Annotated in this window: 21 protein-coding genes; 9 read left to right on the top strand and 12 right to left on the bottom strand. The window is 39.7% G+C overall.

Annotated elements, in window-relative coordinates:
- Positions 1 to 6: 6 nt before the first annotated feature.
- Both MJX77_RS16925 and MJX77_RS16920 read right to left on the bottom strand, forming a co-directional pair.
- Entirely contained in the window at positions 7 to 1,077 is a 1,071-nt protein-coding gene (locus MJX77_RS16925) for an alpha/beta hydrolase (RefSeq protein WP_252059778.1), read from the bottom strand.
- 45 nt (positions 1,078 to 1,122) lie between these two features.
- Positions 1,123 to 1,599: a cyclophilin-like fold protein gene (locus tag MJX77_RS16920; RefSeq protein WP_252059777.1), complete on the bottom strand. Its 477-nt coding sequence runs from the start codon at positions 1,597 to 1,599 to the stop codon at positions 1,123 to 1,125.
- A 285-nt stretch (positions 1,600 to 1,884) separates the two neighbouring features.
- Here MJX77_RS16920 and MJX77_RS16915 point away from each other — a divergent pair, with 285 nt between their 5' ends.
- On the top strand, positions 1,885 to 2,775 hold the full coding sequence (locus tag MJX77_RS16915; protein WP_252059776.1) for a LysR family transcriptional regulator: 891 nt from the start codon (positions 1,885 to 1,887) through the stop codon (positions 2,773 to 2,775).
- On the opposite strand, the gene MJX77_RS16910 is transcribed toward MJX77_RS16915, so the two are convergent.
- A complete protein-coding gene (locus MJX77_RS16910) occupies positions 2,753 to 3,958 on the bottom strand; it encodes an MFS transporter (RefSeq protein ID WP_252059775.1) in 1,206 nt (401 codons plus the stop codon). The genes MJX77_RS16915 and MJX77_RS16910 overlap by 23 nt on opposite strands.
- 263 nt (positions 3,959 to 4,221) lie before the next feature.
- On the opposite strand from MJX77_RS16910, the gene MJX77_RS16905 reads away from it, so the two are divergent.
- Positions 4,222 to 4,506, top strand: coding sequence for a GNAT family N-acetyltransferase (locus MJX77_RS16905; protein ID WP_252059774.1), 285 nt, complete (start codon positions 4,222 to 4,224; stop codon positions 4,504 to 4,506).
- A gap of 105 nt (positions 4,507 to 4,611) precedes the next feature.
- On the opposite strand, the gene MJX77_RS16900 is transcribed toward MJX77_RS16905, so the two are convergent.
- Complete coding sequence (locus MJX77_RS16900; RefSeq protein WP_085940545.1) at positions 4,612 to 4,725, bottom strand: hypothetical protein; 114 nt, start codon at positions 4,723 to 4,725, stop codon at positions 4,612 to 4,614.
- A 64-nt stretch (positions 4,726 to 4,789) separates the two neighbouring features.
- Here MJX77_RS16900 and MJX77_RS16895 point away from each other — a divergent pair, with 64 nt between their 5' ends.
- The 5 genes from MJX77_RS16895 (at position 4,790) to MJX77_RS16875 (ending at position 8,678) form a co-directional block, all read left to right on the top strand.
- A complete protein-coding gene (locus tag MJX77_RS16895) occupies positions 4,790 to 5,449 on the top strand; it encodes an amino acid ABC transporter permease (RefSeq protein ID WP_002114214.1) in 660 nt (219 codons plus the stop codon).
- Positions 5,439 to 6,104, top strand: a complete 666-nt coding sequence (locus MJX77_RS16890) for an amino acid ABC transporter permease (RefSeq protein ID WP_000418072.1) — start codon at positions 5,439 to 5,441, stop codon at positions 6,102 to 6,104. Before MJX77_RS16895 ends, MJX77_RS16890 begins: the two co-directional genes overlap by 11 nt.
- 2 nt (positions 6,105 to 6,106) lie before the next feature.
- The gene (locus MJX77_RS16885; RefSeq protein WP_001130360.1) at positions 6,107 to 6,838 is read left to right on the top strand and encodes an amino acid ABC transporter ATP-binding protein; all 732 of its coding nucleotides are present in this window, start codon (positions 6,107 to 6,109) and stop codon (positions 6,836 to 6,838) included.
- 30 nt (positions 6,839 to 6,868) lie between these two features.
- Positions 6,869 to 7,729, top strand: a complete 861-nt coding sequence (locus MJX77_RS16880; protein WP_032063758.1) for a transporter substrate-binding domain-containing protein — start codon at positions 6,869 to 6,871, stop codon at positions 7,727 to 7,729.
- An 82-nt stretch (positions 7,730 to 7,811) separates the two neighbouring features.
- Positions 7,812 to 8,678: a cysteine ABC transporter substrate-binding protein gene (locus tag MJX77_RS16875; RefSeq protein WP_000209985.1), complete on the top strand. Its 867-nt coding sequence runs from the start codon at positions 7,812 to 7,814 to the stop codon at positions 8,676 to 8,678.
- Positions 8,679 to 8,924: 246 nt separating this feature from the next.
- Here the strand turns inward: MJX77_RS16875 and MJX77_RS16865 are convergent, their stop codons facing one another.
- Positions 8,925 to 9,860 (bottom strand): LysR family transcriptional regulator, encoded by a 936-nt coding sequence (locus MJX77_RS16865; RefSeq protein ID WP_252059773.1) that lies wholly within the window; start codon positions 9,858 to 9,860, stop codon positions 8,925 to 8,927.
- Positions 9,861 to 9,951: 91 nt separating this feature from the next.
- On the opposite strand from MJX77_RS16865, the gene MJX77_RS16860 reads away from it, so the two are divergent.
- Positions 9,952 to 10,590 carry a LysE family translocator gene (locus tag MJX77_RS16860; protein WP_252059772.1) on the top strand — a complete coding sequence of 213 codons (639 nt, stop codon included), beginning with the start codon at positions 9,952 to 9,954 and terminating at the stop codon, positions 10,588 to 10,590.
- A 620-nt stretch (positions 10,591 to 11,210) separates the two neighbouring features.
- On the opposite strand, the gene MJX77_RS16850 is transcribed toward MJX77_RS16860, so the two are convergent.
- The 5 genes from MJX77_RS16850 to MJX77_RS16830 form a co-directional block, all read right to left on the bottom strand.
- Entirely contained in the window at positions 11,211 to 13,172 is a 1,962-nt protein-coding gene (locus MJX77_RS16850) for a family 2A encapsulin nanocompartment cargo protein cysteine desulfurase (protein ID WP_252059771.1), read from the bottom strand.
- On the bottom strand, positions 13,147 to 14,079 hold the full coding sequence (locus MJX77_RS16845) for a family 2A encapsulin nanocompartment shell protein (RefSeq protein ID WP_001107602.1): 933 nt from the start codon (positions 14,077 to 14,079) through the stop codon (positions 13,147 to 13,149). The genes MJX77_RS16850 and MJX77_RS16845 overlap by 26 nt, the downstream gene beginning before the upstream one ends.
- 257 nt (positions 14,080 to 14,336) lie before the next feature.
- Positions 14,337 to 15,278, bottom strand: coding sequence for a serine O-acetyltransferase EpsC (gene epsC, locus MJX77_RS16840; protein ID WP_075382795.1), 942 nt, complete (start codon positions 15,276 to 15,278; stop codon positions 14,337 to 14,339).
- Between the two features lie 18 nt (positions 15,279 to 15,296).
- A complete protein-coding gene (locus tag MJX77_RS16835; RefSeq protein WP_151821791.1) occupies positions 15,297 to 15,806 on the bottom strand; it encodes a rhodanese-like domain-containing protein in 510 nt (169 codons plus the stop codon).
- A 236-nt stretch (positions 15,807 to 16,042) separates the two neighbouring features.
- Positions 16,043 to 16,780, bottom strand: coding sequence for an SDR family oxidoreductase (locus tag MJX77_RS16830; protein ID WP_252059770.1), 738 nt, complete (start codon positions 16,778 to 16,780; stop codon positions 16,043 to 16,045).
- Between the two features lie 125 nt (positions 16,781 to 16,905).
- Here MJX77_RS16830 and MJX77_RS16825 point away from each other — a divergent pair, with 125 nt between their 5' ends.
- Positions 16,906 to 17,826 carry a LysR family transcriptional regulator gene (locus MJX77_RS16825; RefSeq protein ID WP_252059769.1) on the top strand — a complete coding sequence of 307 codons (921 nt, stop codon included), beginning with the start codon at positions 16,906 to 16,908 and terminating at the stop codon, positions 17,824 to 17,826.
- Positions 17,827 to 17,863: 37 nt separating this feature from the next.
- Here MJX77_RS16825 and yghU read toward each other — a convergent pair whose 3' ends face one another.
- Positions 17,864 to 18,724 (bottom strand): glutathione-dependent disulfide-bond oxidoreductase, encoded by an 861-nt coding sequence (gene yghU / locus MJX77_RS16820; RefSeq protein ID WP_252059768.1) that lies wholly within the window; start codon positions 18,722 to 18,724, stop codon positions 17,864 to 17,866.
- Positions 18,725 to 18,757: 33 nt separating this feature from the next.
- On the bottom strand, positions 18,758 to 19,384 hold the full coding sequence (gene yfcF / locus MJX77_RS16815) for a glutathione transferase (protein ID WP_252059767.1): 627 nt from the start codon (positions 19,382 to 19,384) through the stop codon (positions 18,758 to 18,760).
- Positions 19,385 to 19,430: the final 46 nt, after the last annotated feature.

Raw genomic sequence — 19,430 nt, 5'->3', positions numbered from 1 at the left:
TTTTTATTACTTCAAGTTCTGTTTAAAGAAACTGGTTAATTTATTAAATGGAATGAGATCGACCCGATCATATAAATCGACATGTCCAGCACCCTTAACGTAGTAAAGTTCTTTAGGTTGGCCTGCGAGTTTATAAGCTTCTTCACTAAACTCCTTTGAATGAGCTTGTTCACCGGTAATAAACAACATCGGACGTGGTGAAATCGTTTCAATGTCGTTAAATGGGTAGAAGTTTAAAAATTTGACATTACTGGTGAGCGTTGGGTGGGTTGTAAGCTCTCTCGATGAACCTTTAGGCGTATATTCTCCGCGTGGAGTACGATAAAAGTCGTAAAATTCACGTTGAATAGGGTGTGTATCTGCTGTTAGCTCATGCGTAGTTCCGCTGGTATATTTGGTTTCACCACCTTTAAACTCAACATAACGCTGTGCAGCGGCTTCTGCAATAATTTGTTTTCTTTGTTCTAGGGTTTGTGAGTGACGTAAGCCATTGCGGTTTGCTGCACCCATGTCGTACATACTTACAGTGGCAATAGCTTTTAAACGCGGATCAATTTTTGCTGCACTAATGACAAAACTCCCGCTTCCACAAATACCTAATACACCAATGTTATTACGGTCAATGAAAGATTGTGTTCCCAAATAATCTACAGCGGCACTAAACGCTTCTGCATAAATGTCTGGTGCTACAACATTTCTTGGTTGGCCCGCGCTTTCACCCCAAAATGATTGATCAATTGCTAAGGTCACAAAACCTTCTTCAGCCAGTTTTTGTGCATAAAGCATAGAGCTTTGCTCTTTTACAGCACCCATAGGGTGACCAATTACAATTGCAGAGGCTTTAGTCTTTTTATTCAGATTTTTGGGAATAACCAGATTGCCGACAATATCCATGTTGTATTGATTTTTAAAAGTCACTTTTTGAATAGTCACTTGCTGACTTTGATAAAAGTTATTCGCACCATTAGACATATCGGCCGCCATAGCTGAAGTTGAAGAAAATAGACAAATAGTTGCTGCACAAATTGCAGCCGCCGTATGGGTTTTAAGCTTTTTAAATAAGGGAGATGTACTCATAAATACCTCAATTTAAACAATGTGAATGGGTGAGTAGGTGCATGCTTATTCGATTTGGGAAATTGAAATTTTGATGTGTTGTTTTTGCTTGAATGCGTGGGGAATAGCATCAAGTTTCCCAAGAAAAATGAGGCCATTCGCGTAACCAATAGCTGAGTCTTTATAGAAAAAAGCTAGATTACCCCAAGGAGCATAATAGGTAAGATCACCCGCTTTTCCAGCATATCCATGAGGCGCGTTTTGTGTAGTTAGCTTGGTGGGTAGATCAGCTATTTTTTCAGTAGAGTCATAATCTTTAAGGATTAATGTCAAAGGAAGCTGTTTGGCAAAATCTTCAACAGTAGGTAACATGGCTAATGTGGCAAATAGCGGTTGCTGTGTTCCATCAATATCAATACGGATTTTCATCATCGATCCCCTTTGTTGATTTTTACCTTGAGGCTTTATTGCATAAGAAGCGGAAGTCACTGAGAACAAAACACAGAGGCTGACTAAGCCTTTAAAAAACTTATAACTAGCCATATCAACTCACCTCGCTTCTTTAAGAAAAAGCACATAAATGCAATGAAGCTATTTATTCTTTAACGTAAAGATATGAGTGGAATTTATTAATTTTTTACAATAATAAAATGACTCATAATAATCGCCTCAGTTTATTTAAATCTTCATATTTACTGCTTGATATGGATTTTAACGAATCTTCTTTTTAATAATTAGTCTAAAAAACAAACATGGACTTATGAGTAATATTCATGAATAGTTTTATCCTTTATAATGAGGTTGACTCCCCAATAAGAGATAAAGCAGATGATAAATAAAGAAAACTATAATGATCTTTATGCTTTTTTAATGGTGGCAAGAGAGGGTAGTTTTACTAAAGCCGCAGGGAAAATGGGAATTTCACAATCTGCGCTAAGCCATACGATTCGGGGTTTAGAAGAACGTTTGGGAATGTTACTCCTGACCAGAACTACACGTAGTGTTTCACCTACAGCAGCAGGCGAAAGGTTGAAACAAACGATTAGTGCTAGTTTTGACCAAATCGATAATGAATTATCCCTTTTAACTTCATTTCGAGACCAACCCGCTGGTACGGTTCGGATTAATGCTAGTAGCCATGCGATACGGGAAGTGCTGATTCCAAAACTTAAAAAGATTGCGGGTGATTACCCAGATGTGCAAGTTGAACTAACTGCCAATAGTGGGATGGTCGATATTGTGGCAGAGCGCTTTGATGCAGGCGTTCGTTTCGGAAGCCGCGTAGCTGATGGCATGATTGCAGTACGTATTAGTCCAGATGTCAAAATGGCGGTAATAGCAACACCAGCATATTTTGAACAATATGGAATTCCTAATACTCCTAAAGATTTAATCAATCATCAATGTATTGGCTATCGTTTAACGACCCAAGGCAGCGTGTATGCGTGGGAATTTGTGAAAGATGCTCAAGAAACAAAAGTTAAAATTCAGGGGAAATGGATATTTAATGAAAGTTATGAGATTGCACAAGCTGTTCGGGCTGGATTTGGACTAGCTTATATTCCAGAAGATTTGATTCGAGAAGATCTAAAAGAGGGGAAGCTGATTCAAGTTTTGGAAGAGTACAGTATCCAGTTTCCTGGATACCATTTGTACTATCCACATCGCAGACAACTTTCACCTGCGTTACGGTTGGTTATTGATGTGTTACGTGAGTAGCATTCTGCCATGTAACATAAGCAGTAATCGCGCCTAATAGCAAAATAGTTGCGCTCATATAGAACGTGGCGCTATAGCCATGTGAGTCATATAACAACCCACCTATAGTTGCACCTAAAGTAATTGCAAATTGAATAATCGCAACCATCAAACCACCACCAATTTCGGCATCATGATGTAGTGCTTGGGCAAGCCATGTATTCCATGCAACAGGTGCCGACGTTCCAATCAAGCCCCATAAACCCATCAATATGGCAACAAACCATAAATGCTCACCACCAAACACAAAAGCTCCAGCAATCACTGCCATGATGAATGGAATAAGAATCAGATAACGATAAATATGTTGGTGGAGGATTAAACTAATTACAAATGTACCCACTAAACCTGCTAAACCCAATATTAATAATAAAATGGATAGCATTGTCGCATCGACATGAGTAACGGTTTCTAGAAATGGGCGTAGATAGGTAAATAGCGCAAATTGGCCCATAAAGAGTAATAAAATTCCGGTCATCCCATAAAGTACAATTGGGCGTTTTAGTAAACCAAATGGATTTTTAGATTTCTCAACTGATAATATTGCAGGAAGAGAAGGCATACTTTTAAATTGCCAAATAAGTGCAACAATCGCGATGGGGACAATACAGAAAAAAGCACCACGCCAGCCAATAATTGAACCCAAAAAACTTCCTAATGGTGCTGCAATTGTGGTGGCTAAAGCATTTCCGCCATTTAATAAACCGAGAGCTTTAGGTACTGAAAGCGGAGGGACAAGTCGCATGACAATTGATGTCGACATTGCCCAAAAACCACCAATAACTACGCCTAAGATTGCACGACCCAACATAAACAAAGCCGCAGAATGGGCAAATGTAATGACTATCCCCGAGGCAATCATCAGTAGGGTGAGTAATAAAATGATATGACGTCGGTCCCATGCCTTAAATACACGGCTAATCGATAAGCTGGTCATCACAGCAAAAATACCAGAAATTGCGATTGCTTGACCTACTTGGCCTTCACTCATATTTAAATCTAATGAGATTGGGGTGAGTAAACTTACGGGCATGAACTCAGATGCAATTAATACTGCGCAGCAGAGCGACATTACAAAGACGGCACCCCAGGCAGGTGTTGAATGTTCATATGTGCTTTGCTCAATTTGATGAAAAGAAGGCATAAAAGTTCCAATCTCAAAACCATTGAATTTTCATAAATGAAATGAATAAAATCTGGTCGCAGAGCTTAACAGTAATGATTTGAGAGCATTAGACGCAGAATTAAGAATAGAATTATGAGTTTTATGCATGAATTGTATTTAAAAAGCATACAGACTAGCTGCTAAAAACAGGCTATTTTTTTACACTTAGATTTGTTCTTATAGATAAAGATTATACAAAGTCATTTCTAAATAAATATGAGTCGTAATACGAGGAATTCATTGTGGATATTCAACAAAAAGATGATACAAAACACGGCAGTTTTAGCTTACTTGATGGTGAAACCGTTGCAGGCGAAATGACTTATACATGGGCAGGCGAAAGCATGCTAATTATTGATGCCACAGATGTGAATGAAAATTATCGTGGACAAGGCGTAGGTCGCCAATTACTTGATGCTTTGGTGGCTTTCGTTCGTGAAAAAGACGTAAAAGTAATTCCGCTTTGCCCATATGCTAAATCGGTTTTTGATAAAGACCCAAGCATTGGCGATGTACTTAGAAAGTAAGTAATAGATTAAAATCATTTAATAAAAATCGGGCCTTGGTGTCCGATTTTTTATTGGCTTTATTATTCATCTTTGTTTTAGTGAATATGTTTTGAGCGGTTGTATTCAACTGATTTGAAGGTTTTCGATTGTCAGATCGAATTTATCAAACTTATAGAAAAGCTTATCTAATAAAAATAGTTTTAGACCAATTGGGAAAAAAATAAACTTGTTGCACAAATATTTAATGGCTGACGAAAGCTAAATATTTATAACGTTTTAATATTATTTTTTGGAATTTTCCTTGAACTGGCAGTATATCCATAGTGTGTTGCCGCAATTTTTCTCTGCAACTTTGACCACGCTGAAAATTTCAATTATCAGCATTATTTTGGCAATTATTGTTGGGCTGATTTGCAGCATTTTAATCACATATCGCGTGCGGGTGCTAAATAGAATTGCCCAGTTCTATATTGAGTTATCTCGAAATACCCCTTTATTAATTCAACTGTTCTTTTTGTATTACGGTTTGCCAAAGCTTGGCATCAAAATCGATGGTTTTGCTTGTGGTGTGATCGGACTGACCTTTTTAGGCGGAAGCTATATGGCCGAAGCCTTCCGAGCAGGTTTGCAGTCTGTTGCAAAAGGGCAGATTGATTCTGCAAAAAGTATTGGTCTACAACCGATTCAAATTTTTAGATATGTCATTTTTCCTCAAGCACTGGCTATTTCAATTCCAGCAATAGGGGCAAATTGTCTATTTCTAATTAAAGAAAGTTCTGTGGTCAGTGCCATTGCTGTCGTTGAACTGCTTTTTGTCACTAAAGACTTAATTGGCATGGACTATAAAACCACAGAAGCTTTGTTCTTACTCATCATGGCTTATCTCATTATTTTATTGCCCGTGTCTATTTTAACCAGCTATCTGGAGCACAGAAGTCGGAAGGTGAGCCATGGAACTTGATTATCTATTTCAAGCGAGTCACCTCGAACGTTTAATGTGGGGACTTTGGGCAACTGCAAAAATTGCATTTATTTCAGTGTTTTTCTCTGCAATTTTCGGCACAGTTTTCGGCGTCATCATGACTTCTAAAAATATAGTCGTTAAATCGCTGTGCCGTCTGTATTTAGAAGCCATTCGAATTATTCCAATTTTAGTTTTGCTGTTTGTGTTTTATTTCGGCTTTGCGACATGGTTTAACTGGCAATTTTCCGCAATGTGGGTGTGCGTTGTTGTATTTGTTTTATGGGGTACGGCTGAAATGGGCGATTTGGTCCGTGCAGCTATTACTTCAATTGATCAACATCAACGCGATTCGGCCTATGCGCTCGGACTAACTCATGTTCAAGCTTTGATCTACGTCATTTTTCCGCAAAGTTTAAAACGAGTAACACCAGGCGCGATTAATTTATTTACTCGAATGGTGAAAACCAGCTCTTTGGCAGTCCTGATTGGTGTGGTCGAGGTGATTAAAGTTGGCCAGCAAATTATTGAAAACTCGCTGTTGACCGTGCCGAGCGCTTCTCTTTGGATTTATGGCTTTATTTTTATTTTGTATTTTCTGATTTGCTATCCCTTATCTCGTTTGGCGGCACATTTAGAAAAGGTCTGGGAGTAGTTATGCCTTTGTTATCGATACAACAATTACAGAAATCATTTGCACAAAGTCATATTTTACAGGGCATTGATCTGGATGTAGAACAAGGAGAAGTGGTTGTTATTTTAGGTCCATCGGGCTGCGGTAAAAGTACCTTATTGCGCTGTATTAACGGCTTAGAACCGATTCAGGGTGGCGAAATCCGTTTAACCGGTTCAGGTGTGCTCGGTAAAGATGTGGACTGGACTAATGCTCGTCAAAAAATTGGCATGGTTTTTCAGAACTATGAGCTATTTGGGCATATGAACGTCATTGACAATATTTTGCTTGGACCACTTAAAGTACAAAAACGCCACCGTGATGAAGCTGAACAAGTAGCAGATGAGTTGCTAAAGCGCGTTGGACTGTTTGAGCGAAAACTTGATTATCCACGACAGCTTTCAGGTGGACAAAAGCAGCGTATCGCTATTGTGCGTTCACTAGTTATGCAACCTAAAGTCATTTTACTTGATGAAATTACTGCTGCGCTTGATCCGGAAATGGTCAGAGAGGTGCTTGATGTAGTCCTTAAATTGGCGAATGAAGGAATGACTATGTTGATTGTGACACATGAGATGTCCTTTGCACGCAAGGTTGCCGACCGCATTATTTTTATGGATAAGGGCAAGATTATTGAACAGGCTTCACCAGAAGAATTTTTTGAACAGCCAAAAACAGAACGAGCGAAAGCCTTCTTAAATATTTTGTCGTACTAAATTTTTATTATTTGAATCATGAGGAAGTGAATGTTTAAACGTAATTCAATAAAAATATTAAGCAGTATTGCCGTTGCTGGGGTGTTATTAACTGCATGTAGTAAAACGCCATCCACTGAACAGGCAAGTAATACTCAAGAAGACCATTCTTTAGAGCAAGTCAAAAAAAATGGAGTTCTACGAGTTGCTGTTTTTGCCGATGATCCGCCATTTGGTTACGTAGATAGTGCGGGGAATAACCAGGGCTTTGATGTGGCCTTAGCAAAACGTGTGACTAAAGACTTACTCGGTGATGAAAAGAAAGTTGAGTTTATTGTGACTGAAGCTTCAAATCGGGTGGAGTTTTTAAAATCAAATCGTGCTGATGTGGTGTTCGCGACATTTACAGTGACGCCTGAACGCAAGGAAGTTGTAGACTTTGCTGAACCTTATTTAAAAGGTGCTTTTGGTATTGTCTCGCCTAAAGCCAAGCCGATTACTGACATTGCTCAATTAGAAGGTAAGACTTTAATTGTCAATAAAGGCACAAGTTCAGATACCTACTTTACCAAGCATTATCCAAAAGTGAATTTACTGAAGTTTGAAAGAAATTCGGATGCCTTCAAAGCCTTAACCGATGGTCGTGGTGATGCAATTTCACAAGATAGTACTTATGCATTAGCGTGGGCCGCGAAGAACCCAAGTTATGTAGCAGGTATTCAGTCTATTGGTGATCAAGAGTTTATTGCACCAGCAGTTAAAAAGGGCAATACCCAATTATTGAACTGGCTTAATACTGAAATTAAGCAGTTAAGAACAAGTGGTGAAATTAATAAAATTTATGATGAAACCTTGAAACCAATTTACGGTGACTCGGTCAATCCAAATGTGTTTTTAGATGTAGGCCAATAATTTTCAATATCGCTAGAGCAGTGTCTAGTAGTAGGCGCTGCGATTTTAAATAAGACTTTTACAAGAACGATAGGGTGAAATAATGACAACATTAACATTTCAAAACGTGAAGCATATTTTAGCTGCGTCTTTACTGAGTTTAGGTTTGGTTGCATGTGACAAAGGAACTCAGTCTACTGAAAAAACGGCAGATACCACACAAACTGTATCGAGTATTGAACAGATCAAAAAGAATGGCGTGGTAAGAATTGGCGTATTTAGTGATAAACCGCCGTTTGGATATTTAGATGCTCAAGGTAAAAATCAGGGCTTTGATGTAGAGATTGCTAAGCATGTTGCGAAAGATCTGCTCGGTGATGAAAACAAAGTTGAGTTTGTTTTAACTGAAGCGGCTAACCGTGTCGAATATTTGAAAGCCAATAAAGTGGATATTATTTTTGCCAACTTTACCGTTACACCAGAACGCAAAGAAGTGGTCGATTTTGCTAAACCTTATTTAAAAGTGGCACTAGGCGTGGTTTCTCCAAAAAGTCATCCGATTACCGATGTGGCTCAACTTAAAGATAAAACTTTATTGGTAAACAAAGGTACAACGGCTGATTCATTCTTCACCAAGACTCATCCTGAAATTAAACTACAAAAGTATGAACAAAACACTGAAACTTTTGATGCTTTAAAAGATGGTCGTGGTGCTGCGCTTGCACATGATAACTTGCTGGTTTTAGCTTGGGCTAAAGAAAATCCAAACTACACCGTTGGCATTACCAATTTAGGTGAACAGGACTTAATTGCACCAGCAGTGAAAAAAGGTGATAAAGAGTTGCTGGATTGGTTGAATCAAGATTTAGAGAAACTGGCGAAAGAAGGCGTGATTCATCAGGCTTATGAAAAAACGTTAAAACCAGTCTATGGCGATACCATCAACCCGAAAGATTTATTGGTTGAGTAGTTGTGCTCATAGCCTCTAATGATTAGAACTCTAGAATAGTATTTGCTTGAGCTAGGATTCATCTACAGCCTGCCCATAATTTATAAAGATAATGTTTTTGCAATATTTTTTATAGATGGAAACAGTGGTCAGGTTCTGTAGATGAGAAAGTTTTTTGGTTACTTTTTCCAAAAAAATAACAGAATGAGCTGAGTGCTTTAGAGGTTAAAAGGTAGGAGTCCATCGTGCTAATTCTTTGACTTTATATTACTTTAATTTAAATAAAGTCGGCTCTACTGCTAGTTTATCTGCCAAATATTGAATAAACACACTCAATTTAGGCGGGACATGCCGTGTCGGTGGGTAAAGTAACCACAGCCCGCCACTGTAATAGGTTTTAAAATACCAGTCGGGTAAAACCTGAACTAAGGTACCTTGTTGTAGAGCATGGCGTGCAACGAAGTATGGCAGGCTCGCAATACCTAAATGCTGTAATGCAGCACTCAAACGCACACCCGTATGGTTTGCTGCATAACGACCACGCACAGCCACACTGATCGATTTATTTCCTTGTTGAAATTTCCATTTTGAGTCACTGGCTTGTTCACCTAAGTAAATACATTCATGCTGCTTTAAATCATGAGGGTGGTTCGGAGTGCCATGCTTTGCTAAATATTCAGGTGTAGCACAAACCAAGTGATCAATATCAATCAGCTTTCGGCCCATAAGGCCACCTGGTGGTTGCTCTGTAATTCGAAGCGCTAAATCGATTCCATCATCAATCAGGTCTACATAACGATCTTCTAAAAGCATTTGAATATCAATTTTCGGGTAGCGTTCTAAAAACTCGGGTAAATGTGGGTGAATCATAAAATGTCCCACAGCTTTTGGAACACTCATGCGAATAATACCTTCTGGCTCGACATGAAATTGTCCCGAACTTTCCATGACTGCTTGCGCAGCATTCACCATGTCTAAACAGCGTTGATAAACCTGTTGTCCACTTTCACTTAAACGAAGTTTCCGTGTGGTCCGATAGAGTAAGCGGGTGCCTAAAGCACGTTCTAAACGAGCAATTGCACGACTAACAGCAGAAGGTGTTGTACCAAGCTGGCGGGCAGTTTCAGAAAAACTTTCCGACTCGACAACCTTAACAAAAGTCGCCATTTCATTTAACAGAACCAGACTTTGATTTGTGCTCATGAGGCAAAAGTTATTTGGATTTTGATTGGATTATCGCGTTTAAAAAATCGCAATACAATCTTTTAGGTGATTTTCAGGAAACTAAATTGTTATGTGGCAGTTGTATGGACATGAGTTTTTAACACTAGCTCTTATTCACTTTATGGCGGTGATTTTACCGGGACCAGATTTTGTGATTACGGTAAGACAAAGTGTACGTTATGGCTACTTAATTGGTTGTCTAACCGCAATTGGTATTGGTGTCGGGATTTCAGTCCATGTGTTTTATACACTTGTTGGTATTGGCTTTTTGATTCAACAAAGCGAATGGCTGATGTCAGTTATCAGAACAGCGGGCGCAGCTTACTTAGTGTATTTAGGATGGCAGTGTTTACGTAGCCAGCCGAATACCAATATTGAGATTAATAGCCAAGCAGACAGTGATACTCCGAGTTTATTTAAAGCGTTTACCATGGGTTTTCTTACCAATGCGTTAAACCCAAAAGCCACTATCTTTTTTCTGGCAATTTTTACAACGATTGTAAGTACGACCACACCAATGAAAGTTCAGGTCTTTTATGGGGTTTGGATGTGTATGGTCAATGCCATCTGGTTTATGGTAGTGAGTGTACTGTTTGCACAGTCTATTGTACGTAAAAGATTTTTAGAGTTTGGGGTGTATTTTGAGCGGGTAATGGGAGTTTTATTAATTGGGATTGCATTGAGATTGATTTGGGGATTGTTTGTTTAAGTTAGTTTTCTTTATAAATGGATGGACTGTCGCGACGGAGTCTTACCGTTTATACATCGGAAGAAAGTAGCTAATTCTGTTACTTTTTTTGAAAAAAGTAACCAAAAAACTTTGTCATCTACAGAACCTGTTCACTGCTTCCATCTATCAGAAAATGTTGCAAAAACATTATTTTTATAAATTATGGGCAGGCTGTAGATGACTCTTAGCTCGAGCCGAAGGCTAACCTAGAAATCGAATTTTAAATAATAAGACTCCGCGGTGATAACTGCTTTGAGTTGTCCGAACTATTGATAACTCTTAATTCGCGCTAAAATCATCTGCAACCTGCGTGGTATTAAATAGTTTATGTTTCTGCGATATATCGATTAGATATAAGAAGAGGACAGGTTTTGCAGATGAAAATGCTTTTGCTCTTACGAAGCTTTAGACGCTTCTCAGGGCGAAACCAAAGTAAGTCTAGCTGAAGGCTAATTCAGAAATTGAATTTAAGATAATAAGACTCCGCTGTGATAACTACTTTGACTTGTTACTTTTATATAGAACTTTTGAGCTAAAGTAGCTTCAATAAAGAATCCATAAAAAAGACTGCCCGTAAGCAGTCTTTTCTACAAATAGATTTAATTGCTACGCCTATTACGCGTCAGTTGATGTAACACCGACACCAATAAATCAATTTCTTCTGTCGTATTATAAAAAGCCAAAGACGGACGCACGGTCTGTTCTACACCAAAACGACGTAAAATTGGCTGTGCACAGTGGTGTCCAGAACGTACGGCAATACCATGTTGATTTAAAGCTTTACCGACTTGTTCGGTTGAATAACCTTGTAAGGTAAAGGACATAACACTGGCTTTGTGATGTGCCGTTCCGATCAAACGTAAACCTGACACACTGCTCAGTGCATTTTGACCATATTCGAGTAGATCATGTTCATAGCGAGCAATGTTATGAATACCTAGACTCTCGACATATTCAAGCGCAGCGCCTAATCCGACAGCATCGGCAATGTTTCCAGTTCCAGCTTCAAACTTGTTTGGTGCAGGTTGGTAAACTACTTGTTCGAAGGTCACATCCTGAATCATGTTACCGCCGCCTTCCCAAACAGGCATGCTTTCTAGCAACTCTGGCTTTGCATATACCGCGCCAATGCCCGTCGGCCCAAACACTTTATGTCCAGAAAACACAAAAAAGTCTGCATCAAGGGCTTGTACATCGGTAGGGATGTGTGAAACAGATTGAGCACCATCAACTAAAACACGTACACCTTTGGCATGCGCAATTTTAATGACTTCAGCAACAGGTGTGACTGTACCTAAAGCATTCGAAACTTGAGTAATCGACAGCAGTTTAGTGCGTTCATTAATCAGTTTTGGCAACTCTTCTAAAATAATCTGGCCCGTGTCATCCACAGGAATGACTCTTAATTTTGCTCCAGTTTTTTTAGTGAGTTGATACCAAGGCACAATATTGGCATGGTGTTCTAAGTGAGAAACGATAATTTCATCACCTTCACCAATATTTTGCTCACCCCATGTTTTTGCAATCAGGTTAATGCCTTCGGTTGTTCCTCGAACAAAGATAATTTCTTTAGAAGAGGGTGCACCAATAAATCGGGCAACTACATTTCTTGCATGCTCATAGGCATCGGTTGCACGAGCCGCTAACTCATGTGCAGCACGGTGAATATTTGAATTTTCATGCTTATAAAAATAAGCAATTCGATCAATCACGCGCTGCGGTTTTTGTGTGGTCGCAGCATTATCCAACCAGACTAGAGGACGACCATTTACGCGTTCCTGTAAAATTGGGAAATCGCGACGTATAGCATGTACATCGAGTGGTTGAGCACTACTTGCTACAAAGGTAGGTTGCGATGGTTGATAGTGACTATAACTTTGTCCACTTTGAGGCAAGTCTAAAAAATAAAATGCAGAGCTTGCCGAACTTTGGGGAGGCGTGTTCGTTGCAAAACGATCTTCCGTCAGCAATGATTTCAGCTGGTCACCATGTGGCAATTGAAAAGACTGTGCAACCGAATAATTATCTTCAACACCTTGAACAGACGGTTCTGCTGCATTTGGAGCAGAAAAATCATTTAAAAAATAATAAGGTGATTCACCTGCACCCGTTGGTAAGCTTGGTTCAATGCGTGGCACATTGGGTTCACTGTGAGCACTTTGTGGCAAATGTGGTTCAAATGGTGGGCGTGGCAAATTAGCTCCACCAACCACAGGCGCAGACGCTACAATTCGACGTTCAGGGTAGTCTGGCAAATTTGGAATATGCTCAGGATATTCTGGATTGAGACTTTTCTGAAAGGCGATATTGGGCGCACGACCACTCAGTGCAGAAAATGGTTCACCCGGTTGTGGTGGGTGCGGTGGCGCTCCGACAGGTAAGTCCAAGTTTAGGCCCGATGGAGAAGCTGAACTGCTTGAGCTTGGTAATGCTGAAAAAAACTCATTAGCAAGTCGAGCAATGGTGGACTCATCAGGGAAGTTGGCTGGTGGGTTAACACCAGTCACTTCAGGCCCCGTTGGACTACCTTGCAGATTACTTGTAGTTAACTGGGTAGTCATGATATTTGTCCACCTCCACATCATCTAATACTGCCAATGCATCATCAGTGAGTACTGCAAGTGAGCAATATAACGAGATTAGATATGATGCAATCGCGTTACGGTTGATTCCCATAAAGCGTACTGAAAGCCCTGGTGACTGTTCACCAGCAAGACCTGGTTGGAACAAACCAACAATCCCTTGACGCTTTTCACCAACACGAAGCAGCAAGATTTTAGTTTTGCCATCTTCTACAGGAATTTTATTTGATGGAATGAGTGGAATACCGCGCCATGTAATGAATTGCGAACCGAACAGACTAACCGTTGGAGGTGGTACACCACGGCGTGTACATTCACGGCCAAATGCTGCAATTGCATCAGGATGCGCTAGGAAAAATCCCGGTTCTTTCCAGACTTTACGTAACAAATCATCAAGATCATCTGGAGTAGGTGGGCCATTTAAAGTCGAAATACGTTGGTCATCTGTCACACTTGCCAGTAAACCGTATTCAGGGTTATTGATAAGCTCACTTTCTTGACGTTCTTTAATGGTTTCAATGGTTAAACGAAGCTGTTCTTTAATTTGGTCGTGCGGGCTGCTGTAAAGGTCAGCAACACGTGTATGTACATCTAAAACAGTAGATACACCATTTAAAAAGTATTCGCGTGGCTCTGGGTCATAATCGACAAAGGTTTGAGGTAAAGTTGCTTCATCACGTTGTGTGCAAGCGACTTGAATATCATCGGTATTATTTACACGGTTTAAGCGGTAGATACCTGCTTCAACAGGAAGCCATTGAAGTAAGTGAGTCAGCCATCTGGGAGTAATTGTAGAAAGTTGGGGAGCAGTTTTGGTTGCATTGGCCAGTTGACGGGCTGCGTGGTCCCCCAGCGCAAGTTGTGCTTTGTCAGTATTTTTCGCCATGAATCATTTTTCCTTATTACAGTGGCTTGGTTATAAAATGTTAAATTTTTAAATTATCGTGTTAACAGATTAGAATTAAATATTCGATTTTCAAAATATGAATAAGGTATAAATAAATGAATACAGTTCACTTATTATGAATAAGCATATGTTTATGAAAATTTAATATAAATAAGTAATAAACTGATTTATATATACCAAATTCATGTTTTTAATATATTGGTTAAAACTCTTATATATAAAATTGTGAATACGATTTATTTAAATTCTGGATTTTTTTGATAAGCTTCCAGTGGTGACTGTAAAATCTGGCTTCCTGCGGGAATACTATGTGTAAGCCAGACATTTCCCCCAATAATGGACCCTCGACCAATCGTAATACGGCCTAAAATAGTGGCGCCTGCATAGATCACCACGTCATCTTCAACAATTGGATGGCGTGTATAGTCTTTTTTCAAACCGCCATCATCATTCGTTTCAAATCGTTTCGCTCCAAGGGTCACTGCCTGATAAATACGAACACGCTCTCCAATAACGCTAGTTTCACCAATCACCACACCCGTACCATGATCGATGAAGAATCCTTTACCGATTTTTGCACCCGGATGAATATCAATACCAGTTGCAGAATGCGCCAACTCGGAAATAATGCGAGACAATAAAGGCACTTGGGCATAGAGTTGATGCGCAATTCGATGATGAATAATCGCAAATATGCCCGGATAGCAAAGTAATACCTCATCCACACTATGCGCCGCCGGATCGCCTTCATAAGCAGCACGCACATCGCCGTCTAAAAGACGTCGTATAGAGGGCAAGGTGTTGGCAAAATCCTGCACAATATTTTGAGCAAGTTCGTCTGGCTGTTGGACTGTGTTCGAATGACTCAAATGACGTTTTGCTTCATAGTTCAAAGCCAGTTGTACTTGAGCATGTAAGGCTGTGAGTACCCGATTTAAAGTATAGGCAATATAAGAATCTTCAGTTTCTTGACGTAAGTCAGCAGGGCCTAAACGCATTGGAAATAAAATTCCGCACAGGTCATCTAAAATGGCTTTTAACGCTTCTTTAGATGGAAGTTCACGGCCCCCAAATTCTTTGGTCCTGTGTTGCTGCTGACGCCAGTCATGCCTTGCTTGTTGTAAACCTTGTACAACAGCATTAATGTTCCATTGAGTCACAAGCTTTCCTTGATTCACTGAAAATTGATTAAAATATTAGTCTTGTTGCCAAGGAAGTTGATGGATGCGCCAGCCATTTTTCTGATTACGCTGTTGCTGATCATTTAGATCGCCTTCGAAGCCTTCAAGAACGTTATAAATGTGCTCAAAACCAGCATTAAATGCGGCCTCGGCAGCTTGTGCCGAACGGTTGCCACTACGGCATAACAAAAGAATGGTTTTGTCTTTGCCAACTTTTGATTCGAGTTCTTTTAAAAAGCGTGGATTACGGTTAAACGATGTGCCTGTTGCCCAAGCGACATGAACACTTTCAGGGACATAACCCACAAATTTACGTTCTTCATTGGTACGCACATCAACTAAAACAGCTTCGCCTTGTTGTACGAGCTGCCATGCATCAGTAGGTGATAAACTGCCACTAAAATTAAGTTCATGTTCCTGTGCGTATTGCTGTGCTTTACTAAGAATAGTGTCTTTTGACAAAGATGTATTAGAACTCGAAGAGATAAAACCAGATGGGTTTTCTGTATTTAATTTGGCATTCATTTAAATAATTCCTTATCTTCGATTCAGATTGTTATTGTTCAATTTACGCGTTTTTAAATATAAGCAAAAATAAGTAATATCTATTTATATATATTTTTTTAATAAATAAGCAAGCTAAATATTTTATATAAAACAGTATTAATTAATCTTATAAAGTTCTTCTAATAATATGTTTAATGGATTTTAACGTTTGGTAAAAACCATATGGATTATAATAATCCATATGGTTTTAAACATTAAGCAAATCCACCATTTACTCGAATGACTTGTGAATTTACCCACCGTCCATCTGGGCCAGCTAGCATGGCAACTACACTGGCAATTTCTTCAGGTGTTCCGATTCTTTCCAAGGGAGCGAGTTTTGCAATTGCTGCTACTTGCTCTTCGGTTTTTCCATTGTAAAAAAGGTCAGTACCTGTCGGGCCGGGCGCAACGGCGTTTACAGTAATATTTCGGCCGCGTAATTCATTTGCTAACACATGTACCAAACCTTCTACACCTGCTTTTGAAGCAATATAGGGGCCATATGCCGGAAAAGATTTAGCAATTACACTGGTTGAAAGCGTAATAATTCGGCCACCATTTGGAACTGTTTCGGCCGCATGCGCCAATATTAAAAAAGTACCACGTAAATTGGTATGAATTACTTTATCGAAATCTGGCAGACTTTCAGGTGTAATTTTCGCCATAGGCATAATGCCTGCGCTATGAACCACAACGTCTAATTGACCGTTAATGGCTTTAGCTTCTTGAAATAAACGATTCGCCTCATTTTCATTTGCAACGTCCGCTTGAATAGCTGAGGCTTGACCACCTTGCTCAATAATATGATCTACAGTTGCTTGGGCATGAACCTTATTGCCAGCATAGTTAACAATGACATAAAAGCCATCTTGGGCTAAACGCTCAGCAATAGCACGACCAATACCGCGTGATGCGCCAGTAACAAGAGCTGTCTTTTTTGAAATATTCATTTTTAGATTGCCTGTTTGAGTAAGTATGGCTTATTTTAATAATATAGAAATATGGGATAAATCTTCATAATTGGATAAGATAATTCCATATTTATTAACAATAGATAGGGTTAAAAGCGAGCACCATGGATAAATTTGATACCTTGCAACTTTTTACCCGCATCGTAGAGCTGGGTAGTTTTAGTCAGGCAGCTGATCAGCTAAATATCCCACGTGCTACTGCAAGTAATGCCATTAAGGAGTTAGAGAGTAATTTACAGTGCCGTTTGCTAGAACGGACGACTCGGCATGTAAGACCATCACTAGATGGACAAGCATTTTATGAGCGTTGCACACAAATATTATCGGAGCTCGATGATGCTGAATCGTCCTTACGTAATGTAATTGCACAGCCCCGTGGTTTATTACGTGTCGATTTATCAGGCGCACATGCAACTAAAATTGTTTTACCCAATATCGACCAATTTCACGAGTTGTATCCCGAAATTAAACTCGTAATTAGTACAGGCGATCGTTTAGTTGATCTGATTCGGGAAGGGATAGACTGTGTGGTGAGAGCGGGGCGTTTGGATGATTCCACTTTAATTGCTAGACATTTGGTTGATATGCCACAAGTCATTTGTGCAAGTCCTGACTATTTAATTAAACATGGAACGCCTCAGCAACCAGAAGATTTGTTATCACATTATTGTGTCAATTTTTTCTCGACATCAGGTGGGCGGAATTATCCATTTGAATTGATGGTGAATGGCAAAAAACAAGATTATTTTTTGAAAAGCTGGATCGCGGTAAATGATGCTGAAAACTATGTATTATCTGCTTTACGTGGGGCAGGTTTAATTCAGGTACCGCGCTATCATGTGGCGAATGAACTAAAAGACGGGCAACTGGTTGAGGTTTTATCTGCGTGGCAAATCCCGAAGATGTCAGTTTCTGCTTTATATCCACAGCACAGGCAGCTCTCGCCACGCGTACGCGTTTTTGTCGCTTGGCTGAGTGAGTTATATACGGGTTATTTTGCCAACTTTGAATACCCGCAAAAATGAAATATCTTGCGGGTAAGTCAAAAACTGAATGATATTTTTAAGATTGATTCTGCAATTTATCTTGAGTCTTGGTCTCAAAATCGCTGGCATCATGGCGTTCATGCAACTGTGTAGCTAAATCACCAAAAGTACGGTTGACCATACGACCACGTTGAACCGCAGGGCGCGCTAAAATCGCATCTGCCCAGCGCTGAACATTTTTATATTGATCGACACCTAAAAACTCCGCGCCGTTATACACCCAGTTTTTAACAAGACCACCATACCAAGGGAACGCCGCAATATCAGCGATGCTATATTCAGAACCAGCCAAATATTCATGCTTTGCTAGATGCTGATCTAACACATCAAGTAAGCGTTTTGTTTCCAAGGCAAAGCGGTTAACCGCATATTCAACTTTAATGGGTGCATAAGCATAAAAATGCCCAAAACCACCACCTAAGTATGGCGCGCTACCCATTTGCCAGAATAACCAATTAAGGCATTCAGTACGTGCAGCAATATCAGTTGGAATGAAAGCTTTAAACTTTTCAGCCAAGTAAAGCAAAATTGAGCCAGATTCAAACACTCTTAATGGTGGGTTTTGGCTATGGTCAACTAATGCTGGAATTTTAGAGTTGGGATTAATTTCGACAAAGCCACTGCCAAATTGCTGTCCTTCACCAATTTTAATCAGCCATGCATCATATTCAGCATCTTGATGACCTAATGCTAAAAGCTCTTCTAGCAAAATAGTGACTTTTTGACCATTAGGCGTTGCTAAAGAATAGAGCTGGAGCGGATGTTTCCCTACTGGAAGTGTATGCTCGTAACGCGCACCTGAGGTAGGTTGGTTTAAATCGGTTTTCTCTCCAGTCCATTGCCAAACTTGTGGAGGAATATAGTTTGAATCGCTCATTTTTTATCTCATGTTTGGTGTAAATATAAGGATTTATTTATGTCGCAAGGCAAGCCATTTTTGTACGGTCGGTCGTTGCCATTGCTGTAATGCATAGTTTTTTAAACGTTCTGGTACAGCATCACCATTTTGAATAAGGCGTTGCAGCATCAGGGCAAGTTCAGCATCCACAATGCTCCATGAACCAAAAAGAAATTCGGCATCAGACGCAAGAAGTTTTTCTGCAACAAAGAAAAGTTTCTCGGCTGCTTTTTTGCCTTCTTCTGAAAGTGGAGTGGAGGTGGGCTGAATAAAAATAACATCGGTTGGACGCTCAGTTCTTAGTGCCACTAAGTCTGATCGGAGCCATGCCTGAATTTGTCTTGCTCTTGCGCGTGCTTGAATATCTTTTGGATAAATAGATGTGTTTGGATAAAGCTCTTCAAGATATTCCAAAATGGCAGAAGATTCTGATAAGGCAAAATCATTATGCTCAAGTACAGGCACTTTGGCAGTTAGTGACTTTGCTACATAAGATTTTTCAAACTGGTCTTGCTGGCCTAAGTTGATGGTCGCTATTTCAAATGGAATTTGTTTTTCATGTAGCCCTACAAAAACTGTAAACGCGTAGGGGCTTAGAAATTGTGAATCTGTGTACAGCTTAAAATGTTCATTATTCATTGTTATTGTCCATGTCATAAAACAATCGGATCTAGTCTAAGTGAGC

The organism is Acinetobacter sp. AHP123, assembly GCF_023757925.1.
Classification (GTDB): Bacteria; Pseudomonadota; Gammaproteobacteria; order Pseudomonadales; family Moraxellaceae; genus Acinetobacter; species Acinetobacter oleivorans.
This window is presented reverse-complemented; position numbering and strand designations above follow the sequence as displayed.

What these genes read in the sequence shown, in the direction of transcription:
- MJX77_RS16880 (WP_032063758.1), top strand. Translation starts at nt 6,869, where the DNA reads ATGTTTAAACGTAATTCAATAAAAATATTAAGCAGTATTGCCGTTGCT.
- MJX77_RS16825 (WP_252059769.1), top strand. Translation starts at nt 16,906, where the DNA reads ATGGATAAATTTGATACCTTGCAACTTTTTACCCGCATCGTAGAGCTG.
- MJX77_RS16890 (WP_000418072.1), top strand. Translation starts at nt 5,439, where the DNA reads ATGGAACTTGATTATCTATTTCAAGCGAGTCACCTCGAACGTTTAATG.
- MJX77_RS16910 (WP_252059775.1), bottom strand. Translation starts at nt 3,958, where the DNA reads ATGCCTTCTTTTCATCAAATTGAGCAAAGCACATATGAACATTCAACA.
- MJX77_RS16830 (WP_252059770.1), bottom strand. Translation starts at nt 16,780, where the DNA reads ATGAATATTTCAAAAAAGACAGCTCTTGTTACTGGCGCATCACGCGGT.
- MJX77_RS16835 (WP_151821791.1), bottom strand. Translation starts at nt 15,806, where the DNA reads ATGAATGCCAAATTAAATACAGAAAACCCATCTGGTTTTATCTCTTCG.
- MJX77_RS16865 (WP_252059773.1), bottom strand. Translation starts at nt 9,860, where the DNA reads ATGAGCACAAATCAAAGTCTGGTTCTGTTAAATGAAATGGCGACTTTT.
- MJX77_RS16850 (WP_252059771.1), bottom strand. Translation starts at nt 13,172, where the DNA reads ATGACTACCCAGTTAACTACAAGTAATCTGCAAGGTAGTCCAACGGGG.
- MJX77_RS16925 (WP_252059778.1), bottom strand. Translation starts at nt 1,077, where the DNA reads ATGAGTACATCTCCCTTATTTAAAAAGCTTAAAACCCATACGGCGGCT.
- MJX77_RS16860 (WP_252059772.1), top strand. Translation starts at nt 9,952, where the DNA reads ATGTGGCAGTTGTATGGACATGAGTTTTTAACACTAGCTCTTATTCAC.
- MJX77_RS16885 (WP_001130360.1), top strand. Translation starts at nt 6,107, where the DNA reads ATGCCTTTGTTATCGATACAACAATTACAGAAATCATTTGCACAAAGT.
- MJX77_RS16915 (WP_252059776.1), top strand. Translation starts at nt 1,885, where the DNA reads ATGATAAATAAAGAAAACTATAATGATCTTTATGCTTTTTTAATGGTG.
- MJX77_RS16920 (WP_252059777.1), bottom strand. Translation starts at nt 1,599, where the DNA reads ATGGCTAGTTATAAGTTTTTTAAAGGCTTAGTCAGCCTCTGTGTTTTG.
- MJX77_RS16875 (WP_000209985.1), top strand. Translation starts at nt 7,812, where the DNA reads ATGACAACATTAACATTTCAAAACGTGAAGCATATTTTAGCTGCGTCT.
- MJX77_RS16845 (WP_001107602.1), bottom strand. Translation starts at nt 14,079, where the DNA reads ATGGCGAAAAATACTGACAAAGCACAACTTGCGCTGGGGGACCACGCA.
- yfcF (WP_252059767.1), bottom strand. Translation starts at nt 19,384, where the DNA reads ATGAATAATGAACATTTTAAGCTGTACACAGATTCACAATTTCTAAGC.
- yghU (WP_252059768.1), bottom strand. Translation starts at nt 18,724, where the DNA reads ATGAGCGATTCAAACTATATTCCTCCACAAGTTTGGCAATGGACTGGA.